Origin of the sequence: Streptomyces deccanensis (genome assembly GCF_022385335.1) — a bacterium.
Lineage (GTDB): Bacteria > Actinomycetota > Actinomycetes > Streptomycetales > Streptomycetaceae > Streptomyces > Streptomyces deccanensis.
The window spans coordinates 6,692,979-6,715,776 of record NZ_CP092431.1 but is presented as its reverse complement, the minus strand read 5'-3'; the positions used below and the strand labels follow the sequence as shown (position 1 = coordinate 6,715,776).

At 71.3% G+C, this 22,798-nt stretch carries 20 protein-coding genes and 1 pseudogene; 11 read left to right on the top strand and 10 right to left on the bottom strand.

From position 1 onward, the window contains the following. Positions 1 to 102: 102 nt before the first annotated feature. From L3078_RS29965 to L3078_RS29945, 5 genes are all read right to left on the bottom strand, one after another. On the bottom strand, positions 103 to 510 hold the full coding sequence (locus L3078_RS29965; RefSeq protein WP_239757018.1) for an ATP-binding protein: 408 nt from the start codon (positions 508 to 510) through the stop codon (positions 103 to 105). Positions 511 to 808: 298 nt separating this feature from the next. Further along, positions 809 to 1,216 (bottom strand): (deoxy)nucleoside triphosphate pyrophosphohydrolase, encoded by a 408-nt coding sequence (locus tag L3078_RS29960; RefSeq protein ID WP_239757017.1) that lies wholly within the window; start codon positions 1,214 to 1,216, stop codon positions 809 to 811. A 45-nt stretch (positions 1,217 to 1,261) separates the two neighbouring features. Continuing rightward, positions 1,262 to 1,462, bottom strand: a complete 201-nt coding sequence (locus L3078_RS29955) for an SPOR domain-containing protein (protein WP_239757016.1) — start codon at positions 1,460 to 1,462, stop codon at positions 1,262 to 1,264. A gap of 454 nt (positions 1,463 to 1,916) precedes the next feature. Continuing rightward, positions 1,917 to 2,669, bottom strand: a complete 753-nt coding sequence (locus L3078_RS29950) for a GntR family transcriptional regulator (RefSeq protein ID WP_239757015.1) — start codon at positions 2,667 to 2,669, stop codon at positions 1,917 to 1,919. Between the two features lie 146 nt (positions 2,670 to 2,815). Further along, positions 2,816 to 4,057, bottom strand: coding sequence for a DUF4190 domain-containing protein (locus L3078_RS29945; RefSeq protein WP_239757014.1), 1,242 nt, complete (start codon positions 4,055 to 4,057; stop codon positions 2,816 to 2,818). A gap of 281 nt (positions 4,058 to 4,338) precedes the next feature. On the opposite strand from L3078_RS29945, the gene L3078_RS29940 reads away from it, so the two are divergent. After that, positions 4,339 to 5,445 carry a threonine synthase gene (locus L3078_RS29940; protein ID WP_239757013.1) on the top strand — a complete coding sequence of 369 codons (1,107 nt, stop codon included), beginning with the start codon at positions 4,339 to 4,341 and terminating at the stop codon, positions 5,443 to 5,445. 36 nt (positions 5,446 to 5,481) lie between these two features. On the opposite strand, the gene L3078_RS29935 is transcribed toward L3078_RS29940, so the two are convergent. Beyond that, positions 5,482 to 5,655 carry a hypothetical protein gene (locus L3078_RS29935; protein WP_239757012.1) on the bottom strand — a complete coding sequence of 58 codons (174 nt, stop codon included), beginning with the start codon at positions 5,653 to 5,655 and terminating at the stop codon, positions 5,482 to 5,484. Positions 5,656 to 5,922: 267 nt separating this feature from the next. Between L3078_RS29935 and fxsA the strand changes: the two genes are divergently transcribed. From fxsA to L3078_RS29900, 6 genes and pseudogenes are all read left to right on the top strand, one after another. Next, entirely contained in the window at positions 5,923 to 6,093 is a 171-nt protein-coding gene (gene fxsA, locus L3078_RS29930; RefSeq protein WP_063774451.1) for an FxSxx-COOH cyclophane-containing RiPP peptide, read from the top strand. Between the two features lie 160 nt (positions 6,094 to 6,253). Continuing rightward, positions 6,254 to 7,555, top strand: a complete 1,302-nt coding sequence (locus tag L3078_RS29925) for a TIR-like protein FxsC (protein ID WP_275593180.1) — start codon at positions 6,254 to 6,256, stop codon at positions 7,553 to 7,555. Further along, positions 7,545 to 11,516, top strand: coding sequence for an FxSxx-COOH system tetratricopeptide repeat protein (gene fxsT / locus L3078_RS29920; RefSeq protein WP_239757010.1), 3,972 nt, complete (start codon positions 7,545 to 7,547; stop codon positions 11,514 to 11,516). The genes L3078_RS29925 and fxsT overlap by 11 nt, the downstream gene beginning before the upstream one ends. A gap of 91 nt (positions 11,517 to 11,607) precedes the next feature. Beyond that, on the top strand, positions 11,608 to 12,870 hold the full coding sequence (locus L3078_RS29915; protein ID WP_239757009.1) for an FxsB family cyclophane-forming radical SAM/SPASM peptide maturase: 1,263 nt from the start codon (positions 11,608 to 11,610) through the stop codon (positions 12,868 to 12,870). Next, a complete protein-coding gene (locus L3078_RS44795; protein ID WP_338059532.1) occupies positions 12,867 to 14,642 on the top strand; it encodes an AAC(3) family N-acetyltransferase in 1,776 nt (591 codons plus the stop codon). Before L3078_RS29915 ends, L3078_RS44795 begins: the two co-directional genes overlap by 4 nt. A 9-nt stretch (positions 14,643 to 14,651) precedes the next feature. After that, a pseudogene (locus L3078_RS29900) lies at positions 14,652 to 15,233 on the top strand (Uma2 family endonuclease). A gap of 112 nt (positions 15,234 to 15,345) precedes the next feature. On the opposite strand, the gene ychF reads toward L3078_RS29900, so the two are convergent. After that, positions 15,346 to 16,434: a redox-regulated ATPase YchF gene (ychF, locus tag L3078_RS29895; RefSeq protein WP_093791646.1), complete on the bottom strand. Its 1,089-nt coding sequence runs from the start codon at positions 16,432 to 16,434 to the stop codon at positions 15,346 to 15,348. Positions 16,435 to 16,837: 403 nt separating this feature from the next. Between ychF and L3078_RS29890 the strand changes: the two genes are divergently transcribed. Then, entirely contained in the window at positions 16,838 to 17,437 is a 600-nt protein-coding gene (locus L3078_RS29890; RefSeq protein WP_239757008.1) for a DUF6542 domain-containing protein, read from the top strand. 213 nt (positions 17,438 to 17,650) lie between these two features. Here the strand turns inward: L3078_RS29890 and ppgK are convergent, their stop codons facing one another. After that, a complete protein-coding gene (ppgK, locus tag L3078_RS29885; RefSeq protein WP_239757007.1) occupies positions 17,651 to 18,397 on the bottom strand; it encodes a polyphosphate--glucose phosphotransferase in 747 nt (248 codons plus the stop codon). Positions 18,398 to 18,537: 140 nt separating this feature from the next. Further along, a complete protein-coding gene (locus L3078_RS29880) occupies positions 18,538 to 19,548 on the bottom strand; it encodes a 4-hydroxy-3-methylbut-2-enyl diphosphate reductase (protein ID WP_239757006.1) in 1,011 nt (336 codons plus the stop codon). A 305-nt stretch (positions 19,549 to 19,853) separates the two neighbouring features. Between L3078_RS29880 and xseA the strand changes: the two genes are divergently transcribed. The 3 genes from xseA to L3078_RS29865 all read left to right on the top strand — a co-directional run bounded on the left by xseA (position 19,854) and on the right by L3078_RS29865 (position 22,152). Next, positions 19,854 to 21,104: an exodeoxyribonuclease VII large subunit gene (xseA, locus tag L3078_RS29875; protein WP_239757005.1), complete on the top strand. Its 1,251-nt coding sequence runs from the start codon at positions 19,854 to 19,856 to the stop codon at positions 21,102 to 21,104. A gap of 10 nt (positions 21,105 to 21,114) precedes the next feature. Further along, positions 21,115 to 21,390: an exodeoxyribonuclease VII small subunit gene (locus L3078_RS29870; RefSeq protein WP_239757004.1), complete on the top strand. Its 276-nt coding sequence runs from the start codon at positions 21,115 to 21,117 to the stop codon at positions 21,388 to 21,390. A 171-nt stretch (positions 21,391 to 21,561) separates the two neighbouring features. After that, positions 21,562 to 22,152 carry a malonic semialdehyde reductase gene (locus L3078_RS29865; protein WP_239757003.1) on the top strand — a complete coding sequence of 197 codons (591 nt, stop codon included), beginning with the start codon at positions 21,562 to 21,564 and terminating at the stop codon, positions 22,150 to 22,152. Between the two features lie 73 nt (positions 22,153 to 22,225). Here the strand turns inward: L3078_RS29865 and L3078_RS29860 are convergent, their stop codons facing one another. Then, positions 22,226 to 22,744, bottom strand: a complete 519-nt coding sequence (locus L3078_RS29860) for a DUF4245 domain-containing protein (protein ID WP_239757002.1) — start codon at positions 22,742 to 22,744, stop codon at positions 22,226 to 22,228. Positions 22,745 to 22,798: the final 54 nt, after the last annotated feature.

The following is a 22,798-nucleotide window of genomic DNA, read 5'->3' as shown; positions in this document are numbered from 1 at the left end:
TCGGTCGCACGCGCGCCCCCGGGAGCCGCCCCCTCCCCCTGCTGTACGCCGTGAACCCCCGCCGTGCACCCGGACCTTCGCCCCGTACGTCGACGGGGGCGCTCAGCCGGGAACCGCCAGCTCGAACCAGACGGTCTTGCCCGCCTCCCCGGGGCGGGTACCCCAGGCTCGCGAGGAACAGGCCACCAACTGAAGCCCCCGGCCGCTCTCGTCGTCGACATCGGCCGCGCGTTCACGCGGTGGATCGGGCAACGGGTCGGAGACCTCGACCAGGAGAGTCCCGGAGGGGTCGGTGGGACGCACGAGCCGCACTCCGATGGGCCCCGTCGCGTGCCGCAGCGCGTTGGTCACCAGCTCGCTCACCAACAGGGCGGTGATGTCCGCGAGCACCTCGAGCCCCCACTCGCGCAGCTGCCCTCGCACCACCGCGCGAGCGTCGCGCACCGCCCCCGGCTGCGCCGGAAAGGTCCACTCGGCGCAGTCGTCTCCGCTGTCGATCACGCCGATCACTTCCCAGTCCAGAAGCAGACCCTGTCCGGTTTCATGGGGTTAATGGGCACATACCCGATATCCCGCACGAAGTACCGCGCACGAGGGCGCACTGTGGCACGAACGGCGTAGGACCGACAACCCTTGACCCCCGACCCAGCCGAAAGGGGGCGCGAGAACTGCGCGAACGGGCCGGTGACGGAGCCCCTCATCCCTGAGGGGAAGCGAGGGGCCCCATCACGGGACAGGCAGGGCCACGGGACGGCGGGGCGGCGGGGCGGCGGGGCGGCGGGGGCGAGACGTGGCCCCCGGTGCGGCATCACATGCCGCCGTCCCCCCAAGCCAGGCGCGCCGCCTCCATCACCGCCGGCACGTCCTGATCGAGCCAGTCGACATCCCACACCTCGTCGACGGTCAGCCAACGCAGCTCGTCGTGGTCCTCCAACGCGCGAGGCTCGCCGGAGAGCAGGTGCGCGATCCACACCCGCAGCACATAGCCCGGCCGCACCTCCCACTCGCCGGGCACCCGCTCCGCGGACTTCGCCTCGACGCCCAACTCCTCCCGCAGCTCGCGCACGAGCGCCTGCTCGGGGGACTCGTCGGGTTCCACCTTGCCGCCCGGCAACTCCCACCGTCCGGCCAGCTCAGGCGGTGCGCTGCGGCGCGCGGCGAGCAGTCGGCCACCGCTCAGCAGAGCGGCTCCCACCACCACGATCGGTTCGGTCATGCGCGGGAGCCTACGGGAGCGGCCATGAGCGCCGGGCGGGGTGAGTCACTTGCTCCCATTCATCCCGCTCTGCCCGTTCTGCCCGATGCGTTCGACCCAGTAGAGCTGCTTGTGCCCCCGGGCGTCGAGACTGTCCGCGATCTTCTGCGCCTCGGCGCGCGTCGCGTACCGGCCCACCCGGTAGCGATTGCCGTTGTCGTCCTGCCTTATGACGAGCCAGGGAAGAGTGATCGTGCCGTCGTTCATCGACCCCCACCGCTCCTTCCCGCCCCGACCCCTCCAGGTCCCGCCCCCGGATGCCGCCGCGCCCCGCCGCCTAAGGAAACCGCAATCCGCATATGCCCGAGCGTACGCCCAACCTTCACGCAGCGAATCTGACTTCTCACAAAGAGGTACGCAACCAGCCAAGACGAGGGGGGCGCACCCCGTCGAACGCGCCGTCGATCACCACCCGCGCGCCCCCCTGCGCTCCGACGAGCAGCGGTCCCGTGCCCTGCGCACGAAACGGGCACCTACCGGGCGCCAGGACGAACCGCTGCCAAGAACGACCGAATTCGAACTACGTTCGGACGGTTCCCCCAGGCTGTGACGGTTTCAACTTCCCCCCGGCAAGGGCCACTTGACCCATGCCCGCGTCACCGTCCGATACACGCGAAACACGCGAATTCCGCCCGATGCGCCAACGGGCCGCGCCTCGGCCTCACTTGACCGGCAAGTGGTACGCCACCTGGTAGCGGTCCGCCGGCACCACCACGTCCGCCGTCTCCACCGGACGCCCGGAGGCGAAGTAGGTGCGGTGGACGACCAGGACGACATGCCCGGGCACACCGCCGAGGGCGAGCAACTCCTCGGCCAGTCCGGGACGGGCCCCCACCTCCTCGGTGACGTTGTCGACGACGACGTCGATGGCCGCCATGCGCTCGACGACGCCCATACCGCCGAGGGGGCCCTCCTCGGGGAGCATCACGGGTGTGCGGCCGGTGAGGGCGAGGGGCTCCCAGGAGGTGGAGAGCATCATCGCCTCCCCCGCGTCCCGGAAGGTGTACCTGGTGCACATCACGCGGTCGCCGGGCTGGATCGCGAGCCGCTCGGCGATCGTCCGGCCCGCCTCGACCTGCTCGCTGCGCGACTCCCAGGTGCCGCGCGCCCCGGCGTCGGCCTGCTCCTGCCGGAAGGGGGTGGCGCCCCCGGCGGGCCGGAACCCGGAGCGGGCGACGCGACGCGGCACCGGCCGCTCTCGCACATACGTGCCGGACCCGGAGCGACCTTCCACCAGGCCCTCGGCCATGAGCACCTTGCGGGCCTCCAGCGCGACCGTGTCCGACACGCCGTACTCCTCGCGGATGCGGGCCTGGGAGGGGAGGCGGGTGTGCGGCGGCAGCGATCCGTTCACGATCTTCCTGCGGAGATCACCCGCGACACGCAAGTACGCCGGCTGCTCACCGAAAGTCACTGGCCGCTCCCATCTGGATGTACAGACAGCAACAGCGTGGCAACCGTGGGTTGGCCATGCAAGCAAAGGCCAGAGAATCACTCGATGTGATGACATGTGCCCGGGGAGGGCTTTACGCAGGCACTTTCTCCCCACTATGGACGCCGTCACACCTCCGCGCCGGGCCCCTCCTCGCCGTCGCCCTCGCCGTCGCCCCGGCCGGTGTCCTCGTCGTCGTACGTCGGCGGTTCGGTGGCCAGCCCCAGAGCCTCGCGCGCGGTGATGGCCTTGGAGCCGTCCGTCAGCCGGTACGCCGCGTCCCAGTGGTCGGTGAAGTCGTCGGCGTCGCTCGCCTCGTGCGCCGACTCCCACTCCTCGCGCGCCAGGTCCAGGACCTCGGCGTAATCGGCGACGGCCTGTTCGACGGCGGGCCCCCAGTCGTGGGCGCGCAGGGCGGACGACTGCCGCTCCAGGGCGTCGACCACCTGTGACGCCCATTCCTTGTGCCCTGCCAGGTCGTCCTCGACGTATTCCGTCTCGGGCATCCCGTCGAAGGCGCCGTTCAGGATCGCGTCGGCCTCCAGGAAGGCGAGCTGGTCGTCGTCGAGGGTCGTCTCGTCCTGCCGCAGCGAGCCCGTCAGGTGGGCCCGCGGGTCCACGTTGCCGAACATGCAGGTGATCTCGCGGTCGCCGTAGCGCCAGCTCTCCCGTGTGGGGGTGAAGTAGTAGACGTCGACGTCGGCGGGGAGCGCCCAGGTGTCCATGGCGTACGCCTCCGAGAGCTCGTAGCACCGGTCGTCGGCGGCTTCGGCGACCGCGTCGTCGCCGGGGTAGCCGCCGTCGGCCCGATCGGCGTCCGGCATCGGGAAGTTGGCGAAGACCTCGGCGTCGTGCTCACCGTCGCACGGGACGATGTCGACGTCGTACGCGTACCCCTCCAGGGAGTCGGTGCGCGAGTCGAAGCACTCGCCCTTCGCCACCGAGAACGTGCCGCCCGCGTCGCTCGCCGCGCTGCGGAAGCCGTCCCACGCGTCGCGCGCGCCGCCCGTGGTGAGGGCGAGGGTCATCAGCAGCGCGCCGACCGTCGACAGCGCGATTCCGGCCACCGCCATGCCCTTGCCGCGCTCCCCCTTCTTCCTGATCTGCGCCAGCGCGACGATGCCCAGCACGAGCCCGATCCCCGGCAGGAAACAGAGCACCCCGAGCACGAGCGCGGCGATCGCGAGCCCGTTGACGGGCGGGGCGGCGGCCCAGGCCGGATACGGCTGCCCCCAGGCCCGGCCCCAGGGCTCGGCGGCCGCCCCGTACGGATGCGGCTGCCCGCCACCGCCCGCCTGCGGCTGCCCCGACGGCGGGAACGGGCCACCTCCGTGAGGCGGCTGGGGCCCGGAGGGCGGGGGTGTGACCACGGGTACGGACACTCCTTGCACCGAACAGAGGGGAACTGACGTACGACTGGGCGCATGGTAAGCGGGGTCCGGCCACGGGCGATACGCCGGGCGCCCCGGAACCGGCGCCGGGGGGCCTCGGGCGCTCCCCGCGACCCGGGATGCTCCCCGTGGCACGGGCTTCGGAGCGTGCCTCGGCCACCGTGGCGGCCGGCTTCTGGACGCGGCTGGGTCACCCGGGTCCCTGGGCCACCAGCCCGCCGTCCCTGCCGACGTGCTCCTCCGCAACTAATCTTCGGTGCATGACCCCTCTGCCGGATCGCTTCTGCCCGACGGACGGTACGCGCGTCCCCGCCGCCTCCCTCGCCTGGTGCTGTCCGGCCTGCCGGGGCCCCCTGGACCTGGACTTCGCGCCCACGCCGGCATCGCTGAAGTCGCTCTCCGGCCGGGTGAACTCGCTCTGGCGGTACGCGGAATGCCTCCCCCTGGCCTCGCCCACGGTGTCGCTGGGCGAGGGCCGGACCCCGCTCGTCGAACTGCGGGAGGGCATCCAGGCCAAGCTCGACTTCCTGATGCCGACGCTGTCCTTCAAGGACCGGGGCGCGGTCCTCCTCGCCGAGCTGGCCCTGCGGCTCGGCCCCCGGCAGGTGATCGCCGACAGCAGCGGCAACGCGGGCACGGCGGTCGCCGCGTACTGCGCACGGGCCGCGCTGCCCTGCACGGTGTACGTCCCGGCCGGCACGTCGGACAAGAAGCTGGAGCAGATCGGGGCGCACGGCGCGCAGCTCCACCTCGTCGACGGCGACCGCGAGGCCACGGCCCGGGTGGCCCGCGCGGCGGCGGACGAGGACGGCGTCTTCTACGCCTCGCACGTCTACAACCCGTACTTCCTGCACGGCACCAAGACGTACGTCCACGAACTGTGGGAGGACCTGGGCGGCCGCCTCCCCGAGGTGATCGTCGTACCGGTAGGCAACGGCACACTGCTGCTGGGCGCGGCCCTCGCCGTCGCCGAACTGCACGCGGCGGGCCTCATCGACCGCCGTCCCGCGCTCTACGCCGTCCAGTCCGCCGCCGTGGCGCCGCTCGCCCACGCCTGGACCGAGGGCGCCGACGACCTCGTCGGAACGACTCCCGCGGCACCCACCTTCGCCGAGGGCATCGCCATCCCCCGCCCGCCCCGGGCCCGCCAGATCCTCCGCGCCGTCCGCGACTCGGGCGGCGCCTTCCTCACGGTGACGGAGGATCAGATCCGCCATGCCCAGCGCGACCTGGCCTCCCGCGGCCTGTACGTCGAGTCCACGGGCGTGGCCTGCTGGGCGGCGGTTCGGGAGGGAGCGCTGGGATCGCGGACCGCGGTGGTGCCGTTGTGCGGCGCGGGCGTGAAGACGGGGTTGGCGGGGGCCTGAGCCACGAAGGGCCTCAGCGGCCCGCCGGCGCCGGGATCAGTACACCGCGTACAGCATCAGCGCGAGGAACCCCGCCCCGGCCGCCGTCAGCAGCATGCTGCCGCGCTTGTGTCCGGCCCACAACAGGAGCGCTCCGGCGGCGACCGCCAGCACCCGGAACTCACCGTTGAACACGACGAGCACGCCAAGAATCGCCCATGCCACCCACATGTGGTCCCCCTCCCCCGGCCCGATGTGCCGACCTGCTCGGAAGCTGCCCAGCGCAGGAGATCGACACCCCGAACCGGCACGTTTCCGACAGGGAACTCACCGAACACCGGTGGCAGAGGGTGGGAATTTCCCTCTTGCGAGCCTTCCGGCTGCGTAACAGAGCCGCTCTGCGACTAGGCTCTGTCCCGTCGCCCGGTCCCCGGCGTGGCACCGGACCACAAGAAGCACACGCCCCATCGGCGCGCGCGAGGTAGAAAGGCACTTCAGGTGCTGAGAGAGACGAGCGGCCCCGAGTACGTCTCGGACCTGGTGGACATCACCGACCTGCCCATGGAAGCGCTCGAGGACCTGCCGGACACGGTTCTCGCGTCGGTGCTCCATGATGTGCGATTCCCGTCGGGCGAGAGCTTCGCCGCGTTCGCGTCGGCACTTCTCTGACCCGTCCACAGCCTTCCTCACCGCCTTTCGGCCAACTACGATCCGTCCCTCCTCGGTGAGTTGAGCCCCGGTCCAGCGGGGTATCACGTTGCCACGCACGTATCCCGGCTCATAGGCGCGGTGAAACGCCTGCGGCCGGATACGCCGGCCGGGGGGTGCTTTGGAGCGAGAGCCGTACTTTTTCCTCAGTTATGCGCGCCGGGACGACCGGGGTAGCGCCTTCGTGCGTCGTTTCTACGACGACCTGTTGGCAGAGCTGAGCCGCCTGGGCGCGGACTGCGGCGGACAACAGCCGTTCCTCGACATCGAGCGGATCGGCCTGGGCATGGACTGGGAGAGCGCGCTCGGCAACGAGATCGGGCACTGCCGGGCGCTGGTGGCCCTCTGCTCACCCGCCTATGTCAACAGTCCCTACTGCGGCAAGGAATGGGCCGCCTTCGAATCCCGGCTGCTGAAATACCGCGAGCAGACCGACATCGAGGTACCGGCGCTCATACCGGTCCTCTGGGTCCCCCTGCACCATGCGATGCCGCCGGAGATCAGCAAGTACCAGTACTTCGAACCGGCGATGGGTCAGGAGTACCTGGAGCAGGGGCTGATGGGGCTGCTGCGGTCCGCTCCGGGGGGCCGCGCCTACCGCGCCGTGCTGGAACTCGTCGCGAAGCGGGTGCACCACGTCGCCGATCTCTTCCGGCTGCCCCGTGCGCAGGGCCTCGACCTGGGGACCGTGCGCAGCCCCTTCGAGGGGCGGGAACCCGCGGGCCCGGGGAGACGCACCACGGGTCACGTCCGGGTGTTCATCGCCGCGGGCGTCACCGACCCCCTGCCCACGGGCCGCCAGCGCCCCGAGTACTACGGGCCCTCACCGCTCGACTGGACGCCGTACCACCCGCCGATCCACCCCACCGTGGCCTACCGGGCGCAGCGCGTGATCATCGACGAGGGGTGCACGAGCAGCCTGGAGGTCGTCGACCGGGGCCTCGGCGAGAAGCTCGACGAGGCCATGCACAACAACCAGACCTCCGTGCTGCTGGTCGACGCGTGGGCCGCCCGGGAAGGCCAGTACCGCGCTCCGCTGTCCGACTACGACCGGCAGAACCACCCTGTCACCGGCGTCCTCGTGCCGTGTCACGAGACGGACGAGGAATCCGTCGACGAGAAGCTGTGGACCGACCTTCAGCAGGTCTTCAGACGCAACTGGATGCGGCGCAACGACCCCTACGATCCGCTGTTCCAGGTCCAGGTCGAAAGACAACGGTTCGAGAGCAGGCTGGCCCGCATGGTGGTGGTCGCCCAGAACCGCCTCATGGAGCAGGCCGTGCCGCGCCGGCTGCCCGCCGGGCCGTCGGCACCGCCCATGCCGGGACTCAACGTCCCGTACACGCCGCCCTCCGGCACCGACGATCCGACCGAGCCGCCGGGTCGTACGCCCCTGCGGAAGGATCAGGACGATGAGCTCTGAGACCGAGGCTCAGGAGACCGGCCGGATAGTCACCTTTTATAGCTATAAGGGTGGAACGGGCCGCACGATGGCCCTGGTCAACGTCGGCTGGATCATGGCCAGCAACGGCAAGCGGGTGCTGCTGGTCGACTGGGACCTCGAGGCCCCCGGGCTGCACCGGTATCTGCGCCCTTTCCTCCTCGACCCGAAGCTGCGGGACACCGACGGCCTGATCAACATGGTGAACTCCTTCGTCGGACAGGTGATACGCCCCGGGGAACCGCCGGCCCCCGGCGCCGGGACCACCGTGATGAGTGAGGACGAACTGCGTTCCCACGCCCGGCTCGGCCCTCGCACCACCGGCCTGGACCTGCGCTTCCCCGGGGGCGGCCGGCTCGACTTCCTGCCCGCCGGGCGCATGTCCCCCTCGTACTCCGCGGACGTCACCAGCTTCAACTGGCGCGCGTTCTACGAACGTCTGGGCGGCGGCTCCTTCCTCCAGGTGCTGCGGGAGGAGATGAAAGCCTCGTACGACTACGTGCTCATCGACAGCCGCACCGGTGTCAGCGACATCTCGGGGATCTGCACCACCGTCATGCCGGACGTCCTCGTCGACGGGTTCGTGCTGAACCACCAGAGCATCGAAGGCGGCCTGGACGTCGCGCAGTCGGTGGCCTCGGAGGTGCGCCACCCCGTGCGCATCCTCCCCGTCCCCATGCGTGTCGAGGACGGCGAACAGGAACTGCTCGAATGGGGCCGCGACCTGGCCCGGGCCGAGTTCGGACCGTTCCTCTCCTGGCTGGGCGAATCGGAGCAGGACCAGTACTGGGGAGAGGTCGAGGTCCCCTACAAGAAGTACTACGCCTACGCCGAGATACCGGCCACGGTCCGGGACCGGCCCTCCCAGCCGGGAAACCTGCTCGCGGCGTTCGAGCGGCTCACCTCGTGGATCACCGACGGCCGGGTGCGATCCCTCGCCCCTCATCCGGAGGACGAGCGGCAGCGGATGCGTGCCGCCTACCTCGACCCCAGGACGTCGTGGCCGCGCATCCACGTCAGCTACGCCTCGGCCGACCGGATGTGGGCGGAATGGATCGCGGCCAGGCTGGAGGTCATCGGATACCAGGTCTCGCTGCACAGCACCGCCGAACCCGACGCCGGGACACTGCCCGAGGTCGCCCCCGTCCTGAAGGGGCGTGGACGGCTGCTCGCCCTGCTCTCCCCCGAGTACATGGCGCAGCGGCGTGCCCAGGAGGTCTGGAAGCAGTTGCGAGGTCTGGAGAGCGCCGACAGAGCTCTGCTCGCGGTACGCGTCCAGGAGTTCGAGACCACCGCTCGGGCCCCCTTCCGGGGACGGTTCGCCGCCGACCTCACCCACTGCACCCCCGAGGAGGCGGAGGCCCAACTGCTGTCGGTCGTCGGCCCGGTCCGCCGCGCCCGCGTCCCGGGCAGCGTCGCGCCGGCTCCCGACGCACCCGCCCCGCCGTTTCCCGGCACCTCCCCCTCGGTACAGCGAGTTCCATCCAGGAACGTGTCCTTCACCGGCCGGGGCTTCTTGCTCGAGCGGCTGCGCAACGGCTTCACCTCCGGCAACACGACACAGGTCCTCTACGGGCTCGGAGGAGTGGGAAAGACGCAGATCGCCCAAGAGTACGCACACCGGTTCAAAGCGGCCTATGACGTGGTCTGGTGGGTCCCCGCCGCGCAACCTGGTCTGATCCGCCCAGCCCTCGCCGATCTCGCGCCCCGCCTCGGCCTGGAGGTCGGCGAGGACGTGGGGAGCACAGCGGAGTCGGTGCTGCGGGCGTTACGACGGGGAGAGCCTTTCGACCGCTGGCTTCTGGTCTACGACAACGCCGGACGCCCCGAACAACTCGCGGCGTTCCTCCCTACGGGGCCGCCCGGTGGGCATGTCCTTCTCACGTCCCGCGACCGGACCTGGGTGAACGACGCGGGACTGGTCGAGGTCGAGGTGTTCCAGCGTCAGGAGAGCACCGACCTGTTGCACCGCCTCAACACCGGACTCACGGCCTCCGACGCCGAGGAGGTGGCCAGGGAACTGGGCGACCTGCCGCTGGCCGTCGCCCAGGCCGCGGTCTGGCTGAGCGAGAGCAGTATGCCGGTGGCCACCTATCTGGCACTGCTCAAGGACCGCCTCACCGAGGTGCTGCAGACGACCCAGCTACCGGAGCGGGACTACCCCCACTCGGCCGCGGCGACCTGGAACCTGGCGGTGGACGAACTGCGTCGGGTCAATCAGGCCGCGGCCGAGATGCTGGAGATCTGCTCCTTCTTCGGGCCCGATCCCATTCCGTTGCGGCTCCTCTACAGCAAAGCCGTCACCAAGGCGTTGACCCTGCCGTCGGGTGAGCCGCGCGACGAGATGGCCGTCGCCCAACTGGTGCGTGCGATCAATCGTTTCGGTCTGGCCAAGAGCGATCAGAGCAGCGCGACGCTCACGGTGCACCGGCTGGTGCAGGCGGTCATCCGCGACCAGGTCGACGACGCACGCAAACCGCAGGCACGCGGGGTGGTGCACGCCGCGCTGGTGGACGCCGACCCGGGTGACCCCGACGTCCCCGCGGACTGGGACCGTTACGCGGAACTGCTGCCCCATCTGCGGCCCAGCCTGGCCGCCGAGAGCCCGGATCCCGAAGTGCGCAAGTGGGTCACCGATTCCGTGCGTTACCTGTGGAAACGCGGCCTGCGGGCAGACGGTCAGGAGCTCGCGGAACGCACACTGGCCCGCTGGAAGACGTGCGGCATCGGGCACCCCGACGACCCACAGACCCTGATGCTCCGCATCCAGCTCGGCAACGTGCTGCGCTCCAGGGGGCGGCTGGAGAAGGCGTACGAGATCGACCGGGACACCTTCGAGCGGTTCCACCGCACCAAGGGCCCGGACTACGCGCACACGCTCGCGGCCGCCGGGAACGTCGCCGCCGACCTGCGCGCGCTGGGCCGGTACGTGGAGGCCCGGGAACTCGACCGCAAGACCCTCGACGGAGCCCTGCGGACGCTGGGGGACGACCACCCGCGCACCCTCATGTACACCAGCAACCTCGGTATGTCGGAGTACCTCGCGGGTGATCGCCGGGCGGCCCTCGATCTCCACGAACTCGCCTACCGGCAGCAGAGCGAGGCGCGCGGCCGGGACAACTTCTACTCCCTGCTGTTCGCCAGCAACTACGCTCGGGATCTGCGTGAGACGGGGAGTCTGAGGGAGGCCCTGGACCTGCTGCGCACCACCGTCCAGTGGTACGAGCAGACCCTCGGGGACAGTCACCCGGAGACGCTGAGGACCCGCCGCAACCTCGCCGTCGCCCTGCGCCGGGCCGGTGACTACGAGCAGGCGAAGAAGATCGACGAGGACATCCACTCCCGGTACGTCGAGGCGCACGGCACGGAGCACACGGACACGCTCGCCGCGGCCTGCGGTCTCGCCTGCGACCTGGCGGCGCTCGGGGAGCCACAACGAGCACGGCAGCTGGCAGAACGGGCCATGGACCGCTACGGCGCCTACCTGGGTGCGGAACATCCCGTCACGCTGGCCTGCGCCACCAACCTCTCGGTGTACCAGCGGTTGACGGGCAGTACGGACTCCGCCCGCGAGCTGTCCCACAAGGCCCTGCACCAGATGTCACGGATCGTCGGGGAGAGTCACCCGTACAGCCTCAGCTGCATGATCAATCACGCCAACGACCTCGCTCTGGCCGGCGACCTGGAAGCGGCCGTCGAGTGGGACCGGCGCGCCCGACGGTACTTCCTCGACATCCTGGGGCCCGACCACTACGACTCCATCAGCATCACCTCCAACCTGGGCCTGAGCCTGCGGGCGATCGGCCGTGTCGAGGAGGCGGCGCGGCTGGCGGCGGAGGCGGCGCGAAGGGCCCAGGACAAGCTGGGCGAGACACACCCCACGACGCGGACGATACTGGCCGGAAAACGACTCGACTCGGACATCGAACCACCGACTACCTGATCCAGTTGACCTCATCCGCCCCAAGAGCCACACGGCGCCCACGGGGTACCTATGATGGCCTCTTTCCTCCGCCGCCGTACCAGAGCGATCGATGCCGATGTCCGCCACCCACGCCCCGCCCGCCGCACCGGACAGCGGGACGGAGTCCGTGCCCTTCCGGCAGTTCCTGCTGAAGATCCACAGCCGGTGCAACCTGGCCTGTACGTACTGCTACATGTACGAGGCGGCCGACCAGAGTTGGCGGGAACGGCCCCGGAGCATGGCTCCGGCGACGGTGCGGCGGGCGGCGCGACTGATGGCCGAACACGCCGCGGAGCACGGGCTGTCCGAGGTGCATGTGGTGCTGCACGGCGGCGAGCCCCTGCTCGTCGGGGCGGAATACCTGGAAACGCTCCTCGGGACGGTCGCGGACGCCCTGGCCGGGATCGCCACGCCGCGCTTCGCCCTGCAGACCAACGGCATCCGGCTGGCCGAGGACCCGCGGCTGCTCCCCGTTCTCGACCGGCACGGGGTCCGGATCGGGGTGAGCCTGGACGGCACCCCGGCCGGGCACGACCGGCACCGGCGGCGGGCCGACGGACGAGGCAGCCACTCCGCCACCGCCCGCGCCCTAGAACTGCTGACGAGCCCGCCCCACCGACACCTGTTCGCCGGCCTGCTGTGCGTGATCGACCCCACCGCCGACCCGCTGGAGACGTACGACGCGCTCCTGCGGTTCGCTCCGCCCCGGCTGGACCTGTTACTTCCGCACGGGACCTGGCAGGCTCCGCCGCCCGGGCTCGCCGCACGGACCTCGCCGCCGTCGGCCCCTCCCGCACCGGGCGCGCCCCTGCGGGGCACCCCGTACGCCGACTGGCTGTGCGCGGTCTTCGACCGCTGGTACGGCGCCCCCAGCCGGGAGACCGGCATCCGGCTGTTCGAGGAGATCATGGTGCTGCTGCTCGGCGGTGCCGCCCGCAGCGAGGTCGTCGGGCTCACCCCCATCGACCTCGTCGTCGTGGAGACCGACGGGGCGATCGAGCAGGCCGACTCGCTGAAGGTGAGCTATCCCGGGGCACCCGAGACCGGGTTGCACGTGTTCCGCGACACCTTCGCCGACGCCGCCGCGCATCCCGCCTTCCGCGCCCGGCAGCGCGGGTTGGGCGGGCTCGGCCCCGTCTGCCGCTCCTGCGTCCGCTCCCGTGTGTGCGGCGGCGGCCTGTACGCCCACAGATACTCTCCCGACGCCACCCCCGTCTTCTCGGCTCCCTCCGTGTACTGCGACGACCTGGCGGTGCTGGTCGACCACATCGGTGCCCGGCTGCGCCGGGACGTCGCCGCACTGACCGTGCCCCGGCGGAAGGCGTCCCGATGACAGCAGCGACAGGGCAGGGCGCCGGTGTCGCACCACGCCCCCGCCAGGATCTCGTCCCGCACACCGTCCCCGCCCCCGTCTTCCGCGCCCTCGCCCGCGCCCGCGGCGGCGCGACCGCCGTGGACCTGCTGCGGAACGGGCAACTGAGCAAACGCATGCTGATGGTGCGGGCCCTGCGCCAAACAGCGCACGGACATCCGGAGGAGCGCGCGGCGGAAGCGGTGTACCGCCGCCTGGTGGAACTGAACCGGCGGGACCGCGCGGCCTGGCGCGAGGTCATGCTGCACCCCTACCTGGACGAGGGCCTGACTCGGGCCCTCACGGCGCTGGAACGCGGACTGCCCACCGATCTGCGGTGGTTGGAGCAACTCGCGGCGGGTCCGGGCCGGCGGGCGTGGCACCGCGTCGACGCCGTCAGCGACGGCATGGCACTCGCACTGCGGCTCGCCGACCGCGGCCCGTTCCGTGAGGCGCACGGTCACGAACTCACCGAACCGCTCACCGCCGGACAGGCGCAAGAGTGGACACGGGCGCTGCGTGCCGCTTGGGCCGTGCTCGTGCGGCGGCATCCCTGGCACGCGCAGACCATCGCCGCCGGCCTGACCACCGTGGTCCCGCTGCGTCCCGAACCCGACGGCACCGAGGTGAGTTCGGCGGCCCGGCGCGCCTTCGGTGCCGTCGCCGCCTCCCTGCCCGAGGACCCGGTGCTGCTCGCACTGACCCTCGTGCACGAGTTCCTGCACGTCCAACTCGGCGCGCTGCTGGACCTGTTGCCGCTGCACGGCCCTCCGACGGAGGCCCGCTACCACGCTCCGTGGCGGCCGGACCCGCGGCCCGCCGGGGCGCTGCTCCAGGGGACGTACGCGCATCTGGGTGTGACGGACTTCTGGCGCGCCGAACTCGCCTCCGGGGCGGGAGGCGAGCGTGCGCGACGCGAGTACGACACCTGGCGCGAACACACCGACGCCGCCGCCCACACGCTGCTCGACTGCGGCGAACTGCTGCCCGCGGGCGAGCGGTTCGTGACGGAGCTGCGTGAGGCCGTGCGGCGTCGGCCCGTACCCGCGGGGGCGCTGCGCGGCAGAGCGGACCTCGTCCAGGACCTTCGCGGACTGGGGCTCCGGGCCGGGGACACCGTCCTCGTGCACTCCGCCCTGAGTACCGTCGGGCCCGTCTCCAGCGGCGCGGAGACCATGGTGAGCGCGCTGTCGGACGTCCTCGGACCCAGCGGGACGCTCGTGGTCTACACCCCGGCACCTGAGGAGGCCCCCGGCCGGACGCCCGCGTCCGGCCCGTACACCGCGCCGGGCTCCGGCGTCGGCGTCCTGGCCGAGACGGTACGGGCCCGGCCCGCCGCCTTGCGCAGCGCTCATCCGTGGAGTGCCTTCACCGCCTTGGGCGCGCGGGCTGACCACGTCACCTCCGGCCACTCCCCCGACTGCGCCCTGGGCGAGGAGTCACCGCTGGGCAGACTGGAAGAGCTCGGCGCCCGGGTGCTGTTGATGGGCGTCGGTTTCGAGGCGTGCACCGCGTTCCACCTGGCGGAGTACCGCGTTCCGAGCCGCTCCGCGAGCCCGCACGCGGACACCGACGCGCGCCTGGACTCCTCGCCGTTCGCGGCGGTGGGGGCCGCCTACGAGGCGACCGGAGCGGTGCGCTCCGGCCAGGTCGGTCACGCCCACTGCCGCCTCTTCGACCTCGCCGACGCGGTCGCGTTCGCCACGGGGCGGCCGACGACCACGGCAGGGAAGGACCAGGGGCCCGATCGCTAGGGTTGGCTCATGACCGCTCGGCCCGGCTGGATGCGCCCTCCGCGCGCGGAGGGCTGGTTCGCGGAGGACCTGGACCGCCTCCCCGAGGCGCCCCGCCACACCGAGCTCATCGACGGAGCACTCGTCTTCAGGCTGTCGCCCCAGCGGTCCTGGCACGGCCGCCTCGTCACCGCCCTGACGACCACGCTCATGGCGCAGGCTCCGCCAGGCTTCGAGGTCGAGCGTGAGATGACGATCCGCCTCGATGCCCGCAACCGCCCGGAGCCGGACCTCCTGCTGACGGACCTGTCCTACGACCCCGACCGCACCTGGTAGGCCCCGGAGAACGTGAAGCTCGTCGTCGAGGCCGTGTCACCGGAATCCGCCCACCGTGACCGCACCGTGAAGCTTCGCGAGTACGCGGAGGCCGGGATCCCGCACTACTGGTGCGTCGAAGACGAGGACGGGGCACCTGTCGTCCATGTCTACGAGCTCGACGGACCGACCGGCGCATACGCGCCCGCCGGCATCTTCCGGGGCACCCTCCAGCGCCCGGTGCCCTTCGACATCAGCCTCGACCTGGACAGGCTCACGCCGCCGCGAAGCCGATGAGACGTCTGCACGCCGTCCGCACGGGAATGGGGAAGGGGTCGGACTCGTCCGAGTCCGACCCCTTCCGACCTGCGCGTCTGCCGAAACTATCTGACGTGCGGCAACGAACTGGTCACACGTTGAACCGGAACTCGACGACGTCCCCGTCCTGCATGACGTAGTCCTTGCCCTCCATGCGGGCCTTGCCCTTGGCGCGGGCCTCGGCCACCGAGCCGGTTTCCACCAGGTCGGCGAAGGAGATGACCTCGGCCTTGATGAAGCCCTTCTGGAAGTCGGTGTGGATCACGCCGGCCGCCTCGGGGGCCGTCGCGCCCTTCTTGATGGTCCAGGCGCGGGATTCCTTGGGGCCGGCCGTGAGGTAGGTCTGCAGGCCCAGGGTGTCGAAGCCGACCCGGGCGAGGGTGGCGAGGCCCGGCTCCTCCGCGCCGACCGACTCCAGCAACTCCATCGCGTCCGCCTCGTCCAGCTCGGCGAGGTCCGCCTCCAGCTTGGCGTTGAGGAAGATCGCCTCGGCGGGGGCGACCAGGGCGCGCTGCTCGTTCTTGAAGTCCTCGTCGGTCAGCTCGTCCTCGTCGACGTTGAAGACGTACAGGAACGGCTTGGTGGTGAGCAGGTGCAGGTCGTGGAGGAGCTCCTCGTTGCCGGAGCCCTGCACGATGCCCTGCGAGAACAGGGTGTCGCCCTTCTCCAGGATCTCCTTGGCGGCCTCGACGGCGGCGACCTTCGGCGCGATGTCCTTCTTGATCCGCGACTCCTTCTGGAGGCGCGGCAGGACCTTCTCGATGGTCTGCAGGTCGGCGAGGATCAGCTCGGTGTTGATCGTCTCGATGTCGTCCTTGGGCGAGACCTTGCCGTCGACGTGGACGACGTTCTCGTCCTGGAAGGCACGGATGACCTGGCAGATCGCGTCCGACTCGCGGATGTTCGCGAGGAACTTGTTACCGAGGCCCTCGCCCTCGCTGGCGCCGCGCACGATGCCCGCGATGTCGACGAAGTCGACCGTCGCCGGGAGGATCTTCTGCGAACTGAAGATCTCGGCCAGCTTCGTCAGGCGCTCGTCCGGGACGCCCACGACGCCGACGTTCGGCTCGATCGTGGCGAACGGGTAGTTGGCCGCCAGCACGTCGTTCTTGGTCAGGGCGTTGAACAGGGTCGACTTGCCGACGTTGGGCAGACCGACGATTCCGATCGTGAGCGACACGTTTGCGACTTCCCGTACGTAGGAGGGCCAGGCGGCCGGGGCTGGAGCGGCTGGGCCTGGGGCCGGCCCAAAGCCTGTCCGGCGGATCGTGCCCCAGCGGCCGGAAGGCCGGCCGATCCCCCAGTTTACGGCGTACCGGCACCCGCCCCGGCGAGGTATCGAACGCTTGGCCAAGGTCCACTCGACGGCGTGTCTGTGAACCCATTCGGCACATTAACCGACCTAAGTTGGACGAGTGGAGCAGCAGCAAAGGACGTACCCCCCGCATCCCGCTCGTACCGGGCCGCAGCGCGGCACCTCGTCCCTTCCGCCGCAGGCGGGCAGAGGGGGGCGGGTTCCCGGCGCGGGTGTGCCGCGTCGTGCTCCGGTCGCGCGCGGGCCCGTACCGCCTCCGGTCCGAGCCGTGCGGAGCATCGCGCGGGCCGTGCGCCGGATGCCGGATCCGCGCCTCACCGGCCTTGGCTGCGGGGTCTTCTGCGGGGCGTCGATGTTCGTGCTCGCCGGCCTCGACCGGCTGCTGTTCGGCGCCTCCCCCTCCCTGTACGGGGTGCTGTTCCTGCTGGTCAGCGCGTTGAGTGCGGTGTGGGTGCGCAGCGGTGACCTGGCGAGCGCGCCCGTCGTCGTACCGATCGCCTTCGCGGTCGGGCTGCCGCTGCTCGCCGAGGGCGAGGGCGGACTCGGCGGGCATCTGATGGCCCTGGTCACCGCCCTCGCCATGCAGGCCGGCTGGCTCTACGGCGGCACCCTCGTCGCCGGCATCATCGTGACCGTCCGCAAGCTGCGGCTGATGGCCCGCCGGGCCGCCGAACGGGAGCGCGAGAGGGACCGGGTGGGCGAGGGGGAGCGAGGCGGCTCGGGCCGGGCGGGGCGGGCTCGGGTCGGCGGGCAGGGGCGGGGAGCGGCGCCTGGCACGCGCGGACCGGGATCGTACGACCACCGGCCCGTCGGGCCCCGGTCACCACGACCCCCGGCCCAGCCGCGCCGTACCGTGCCGCGGGGGTAGGGGGCGCTCGTGTGCCGGGGCGCGAGAGGCCGTCGTACGGGTGCGGGTGCGTGGGGCTTCTCGCGCAGTTCCCCGCGCCCCTAAAGACCCAGGCCCTGCGGGCCTGAAAAGCAAGGGGCGCAGCCCCTGCTTTTCAGGGGCGCGGGGAACTGCGCGACCAGCCCCCACCGGAGCCGCACCCGACAGCGCACCCGACAGCGCACCCGCACCCGCCTAGCCGGCCTTCGCCGCTCTCATCGCCGCGCCCACGATGCCCGCGTTGTTCTGCAGCTGGGCCGGGACGATCTCCGCTCTGATGCCCTCGATGAGGTGGAGGAACTTCGCGGACTTGCGGCTGACGCCGCCGCCGATGATGAAGAGCTCGGGCGAGAAGAGCATCTCGACGTGGGCCAGGTACTTGGTGACGCGCTTGGCCCAGTGCTCGTAGGTCAGCTCGTGGTCCTCCTTGGCCTTGGTGGAGGCGCGCGTCTCGGCGTCGTGGCCGTTCAGCTCCAGGTGGCCCAGCTCCGTGTTGGGGACGAGGACGCCGTCGGAGAAGACCGCGCTGCCGATGCCCGTGCCGAAGGTGAGCAGGATGACCGTGCCCCGCCGGCCGCGCCCGGCGCCGAACTGGACCTCGGCGACACCCGCCGCGTCCGCGTCGTTCACCACGGTCACCGGCAGGCCGCCGAGCCGGTCGCCGAGCAGGGCGCGCGCGTCGGTGTCGATCCAGCTCTTGTCGACATTGGCCGCCGTACGGATCGTGGCACCGCCCGTGACCACGCCGGGGAAGGTGATGCCGACCGGGCCGGTCCAGCCGAAGTGGTCGACGACCTCCTTGACCCCGTCGGCCACCGCGTCGGGCGTCGCCGGGTGCGGGGTCAGCACCTTGTACCGCTCGTCCGCCAGGTCGCCCAGCTCCAGGTCCACGGGAGCGCCCTTGATCCCGGAACCGCCGATGTCCACGCCGAAGATGTGCATGGCCCTACGTTACGTCGTACGACTGACAGTCACGTCGGCGAGGGGGGCGACCGCCGACGGGGGCCGGAATCCTCACGTCACCGAACGGGGACGGCCCCGGAACCTTCACGTTCCGGGGCCGTACGCGCGGGTCCGGAGGGTCAGGCGCCCTGGCCGGTGCGCTCGGCGACCAGGGAGGCCGCCTCCTCGCGCAGGTCTCGGCGGAGTTCCTTGGGCAGGGAGAAGGTGATCGACTCCTCGGCCGCCTTCACCAGTTCGACGTCCTCGAAGCCGTGCTGGGACAGCCACTCCAGGACCTCCTCGACGAGGACCTCCGGCACCGAGGCGCCCGAGGTGACGCCGACGGTCTCCACGCCCTCCAGCCAGGCCTCGTCGATCTCGCTGGCGAAGTCCACGAGGTACGCCTCGCGGGAGCCGGCGAGCTTGGCGACCTCGACGAGGCGGACCGAGTTGGAGGAGTTGCGGGAGCCGACCACGATGACCAGCTCCGCCTGGGCGCCCATCTGCTTCACGGCGAGCTGACGGTTCTGCGTGGCGTAGCAGATGTCGTCGCTGGGCGGCGAGACGAGCAGCGGGAACTTCTCCTTGAGCGCGCCGACGGTCTCCATCGTCTCGTCGACGGAGAGGGTGGTCTGGGAGAGCCACACGATCTTGGACGGGTCGCGGACCTCGACCTTGGCGACGTCCTCGGGGCCGTCGACCAGCTGGATGTGGTCCGGTGCCTCGCCCGAGGTGCCGATGACCTCTTCGTGTCCCTCGTGTCCGATCAGGAGGATGTCGAAGTCCTCGTTGGCGTACCGGATCGCTTCCTTGTGGACCTTGGTGACCAGCGGGCAGGTCGCGTCGATGGTGGCGAGCTTGCCGCGGGCGGCCTCTTCGTGGACGGTCGGGGCGACGCCGTGCGCCGAGAACATGACGATGTTGCCCTCGGGGACCTCCTCCGTCTGCTCGACGAAGATGGCGCCCTTCTTCTCCAGGGTCTGCACAACGTACTTGTTGTGGACGATCTCGTGGCGGACGTAGATCGGGGCCCCGTACTGCTCCAGGGCCTTCTCGACGGCGATCACCGCGCGGTCGACACCCGCGCAGTAGCCGCGCGGGGCGGCGAGGAGGACACGGCGGCGGCCAGGCGAAGCGGTCATGTCTTCCATCGTAGGGGGTTCCCTGCGGGGGGCTTGGCCGACGGGGGCGCCTCATGGCTCGGGGGTTCGGGTTTCGTCGGCGGGTGCGGGTGCGTGGGGGCTGGTCGCGCAGTTCCCCGCGCCCCTAAAAGACCAGGCCCTGCGGGCCTGAAAGACCACGGCCCTGCGGGCCTGAAAAGCACGGGGCGCAGCCCCTGCTTTTCAGGGGCGCGGGGAACTGCGCGAGAAGCCCCACCGGAGCGCACCCGCCGACGAAACCCGAACCCCCGAGCCATGAGGCGGCCTTGTCCGCGCCCCCCACTACGCTCGGCCGCATGGCTCTGAACACATCCGCCGAATCCCCCCTCCCCGTCGGCGAGGTCTCCCGCCTCATCGGCGGCTGGATCGACCGGCTCGGCGCGGTATGGGTCGAGGGGCAGATCACCCAGCTGTCGCGGCGCCCCGGCGCGGGCGTCGTGTTCCTCACGCTGCGGGACCCGTCGCACGACATCTCCGTGGGCGTGACCTGCTACCGCCAGGTGTTCGACTCGGTGGCCGACGTGGTGAGCGAGGGCGCCCGGGTCGTCGTCCTGGCGAAGCCCGAGTGGTACGCGCCGCGCGGGCAGCTGTCGCTGCGGGCCACCGAGATAAAGCCGGTCGGGGTGGGTGAACTGCTCGCCCGGCTGGAACAGTTGAAGAAGTCGCTGGCGAGCGAGGGGCTGTTCGCGCCCGAGCGGAAGAAGCCGCTGCCCTTCCTGCCGCAGCTGATCGGGCTCGTCTGCGGCCGGGCCTCCGCGGCCGAGCGGGACGTGCTGGAGAACGCGCGGCACCGCTGGCCGGCCGTCCGCTTCGAGGTGCGCAACGTCGCCGTGCAGGGCGTGCACGCCGTGCCGCAGGTCGTGCAGGCGGTGAAGGAGCTGGACGCGCTGGCGGGCGTGGACGTCATCGTGGTGGCGCGCGGCGGCGGCAGCGTGGAGGACCTGCTGCCGTTCTCCGACGAGCAGCTCGTCCGGGCGGTCGCGGCCTGTCGTACGCCGGTGGTGTCGGCGATCGGGCACGAGCCGGACACCCCGTTGCTGGACTACGTGGCCGACCTGCGCGCGTCCACGCCGACCGACGCGGCCAAGAAGGTCGTACCGGACGTGGGCGAGGAGTACGAGCGGGTGCGGTGGTTGCGGGACCGGGCGCGACGGTGTGTGGGGGCGTTCGTGGAGCGGGAGGAGCGGGGGCTGGCGCACGCGTTGGCGCGCCCCTCGATGGAGGACCCGCATCGCATGATCGACGAGCGTGCCGACCACGTGGCCTCGCTGCTCGACCGGGGGCGCCGCTGCCTCGGGCACCATCTGGACCGCGCCTCCTCGGAGTTGACGCACACGCACGCGCGCGTGGTGGCCCTCTCCCCCGCCGCGACGCTCCAGCGGGGGTACGCGGTGCTGCAGAAGGCGGACGGGCATGTGGTGCGCGCCCCCGGCGAGGTCGGGCCGGAGGAGCCGTTGCGGGCGCGGGTGGCCGAGGGCGAGTTCGTCGTCCGGGTCGACGGAGCAGGGGCCGTGGACGGGACCGGGACTGTCGGAGGGGACGCATAAGGTGGGCCGCATGACCAGCAACGTGAGTGAGGCCGAGGGGACGAGCGAGGCCGCCGGGGCTTCGGAGGCCGACCGCGCCCTCGGGTACGAGCAAGCGCGGGACGAGCTGATCGAGGTCGTCCGACGCCTGGAGGCGGGCGGTACGACGCTGGAGGAGTCCCTCGCCCTCTGGGAGCGCGGCGAGGAGCTCGCCAGGGTCTGCCGACGCTGGCTGGAGGGGGCCCGGGCGCGGCTGGACGCGGCGCTGGCGGAGGACGAGGAGGGGGAGGGCGGGGCCGAGTCCTGACCCGCTCGGGCGCGGCCCTGCTCGGCCACGCCACCCGCAGCCACGGTCCCGCCGACGCGCTCAGGCGCTGTGAAGCGGATCACTGCGCCCCGCTCTTTGTTGAATGTTGAACTTCATCGGCGTATCGTCGGGGACGTACACCCCACATCGCCCTCGCACGAAGGTTGTTCCATGTCGCTCGCTCTCGACCCCGCCGCCCAGGACCTGCTGTTCCGCGAGGCCCACACCGCGAACACGTTCACCGACGAGCCGGTGACCGACGAGCAGGTGCAGGCGATCTACGACCTGGTCAAGTACGGCCCGACGGCCTTCAACCAGACCCCGCTGCGCATCGTCCTGGTCCGCTCCGCCGAGGCCCGTGAGCGCCTGGTGCCGCACATGGCCGAGGGCAACCAGGCCAAGACGGCCGCCGCCCCGCTGGTCGCGATCCTCGCCGCGGACAACGAGTTCCACGAGGAACTGCCGACCCTGTTCCCCGCGTTCCCGCAGGCCAAGGACGTCTTCTTCGCCGAGCGCGCGGCCCGTGAGTCCGCCGCCGGGATGAACGCCGCCCTCCAGGCCGCTTACTTCATCATCGGTGTCCGCGCTGCGGGCCTGGCCGCCGGTCCGATGACCGGCTTCGACTTCGCCGGTGTCCAGAAGGAGTTCCTGGACGACGACCACACCCCGCTGATGGTCGTCAACATCGGCCGGCCGGGCGAGGGCGCGTCCCACCCGCGCTCCCCGCGCCTGGACTTCGACCACGTCGTCACCACGGTCTGAGCCCCACCGCACCCACGACGAAGGGCCCCGGCGCACCGCCGGGGCCCTTCGTGCGTCTCGTCCCGCCGCTCGGTCACTCCGTCCGGAGCGCCTCGGCCATCTTCGTCAGCTGCGCGAAGGAGGCGGAGCCGGTGACCACGGTGGTGGAGTTCTCTCCCTGGAGGACGAGGGCGTCGTAGCGGTCGCCCTCGTAGCGGTCCCAGGTCTGGTCGCCGATCTCCTGCGTGGCCCCGGTCTTCTTCGCGTCCTGGGTGGCGTCCGGGATGAACCGGGACGGCTTCTCGGCGGACTGCTCGATGCCCACGTACTGCCCGTCGGGGGCGTGGAACCCGAGGTGCCAGTGGTCGGACTCGTCGCCCTGGAAGCGGACGGAGGTCGCCTTCCAGGCGGCGGGCAGGCCCTCGGGCGCGGCCACCGGGTAGGAGGCCGCGCGACGTGCCGTCAGCAGTTCGACGCGGTAGTCGACGCGCTTGGGCTCCTGCTCGGTCTCGTCGTGCGGGATGAAGAGATAGATGACCCACGCCGCCAGCATGATGAGCCCCAGGGAGAGGACCATGTCGCGAACGGTCTGCTTGCCTTTCGTACCTGCCACGCCCTCATCGTCGCAGGTGCCCCGGTCTGCTCATCCGTGGGGTCCCCTGCTCAT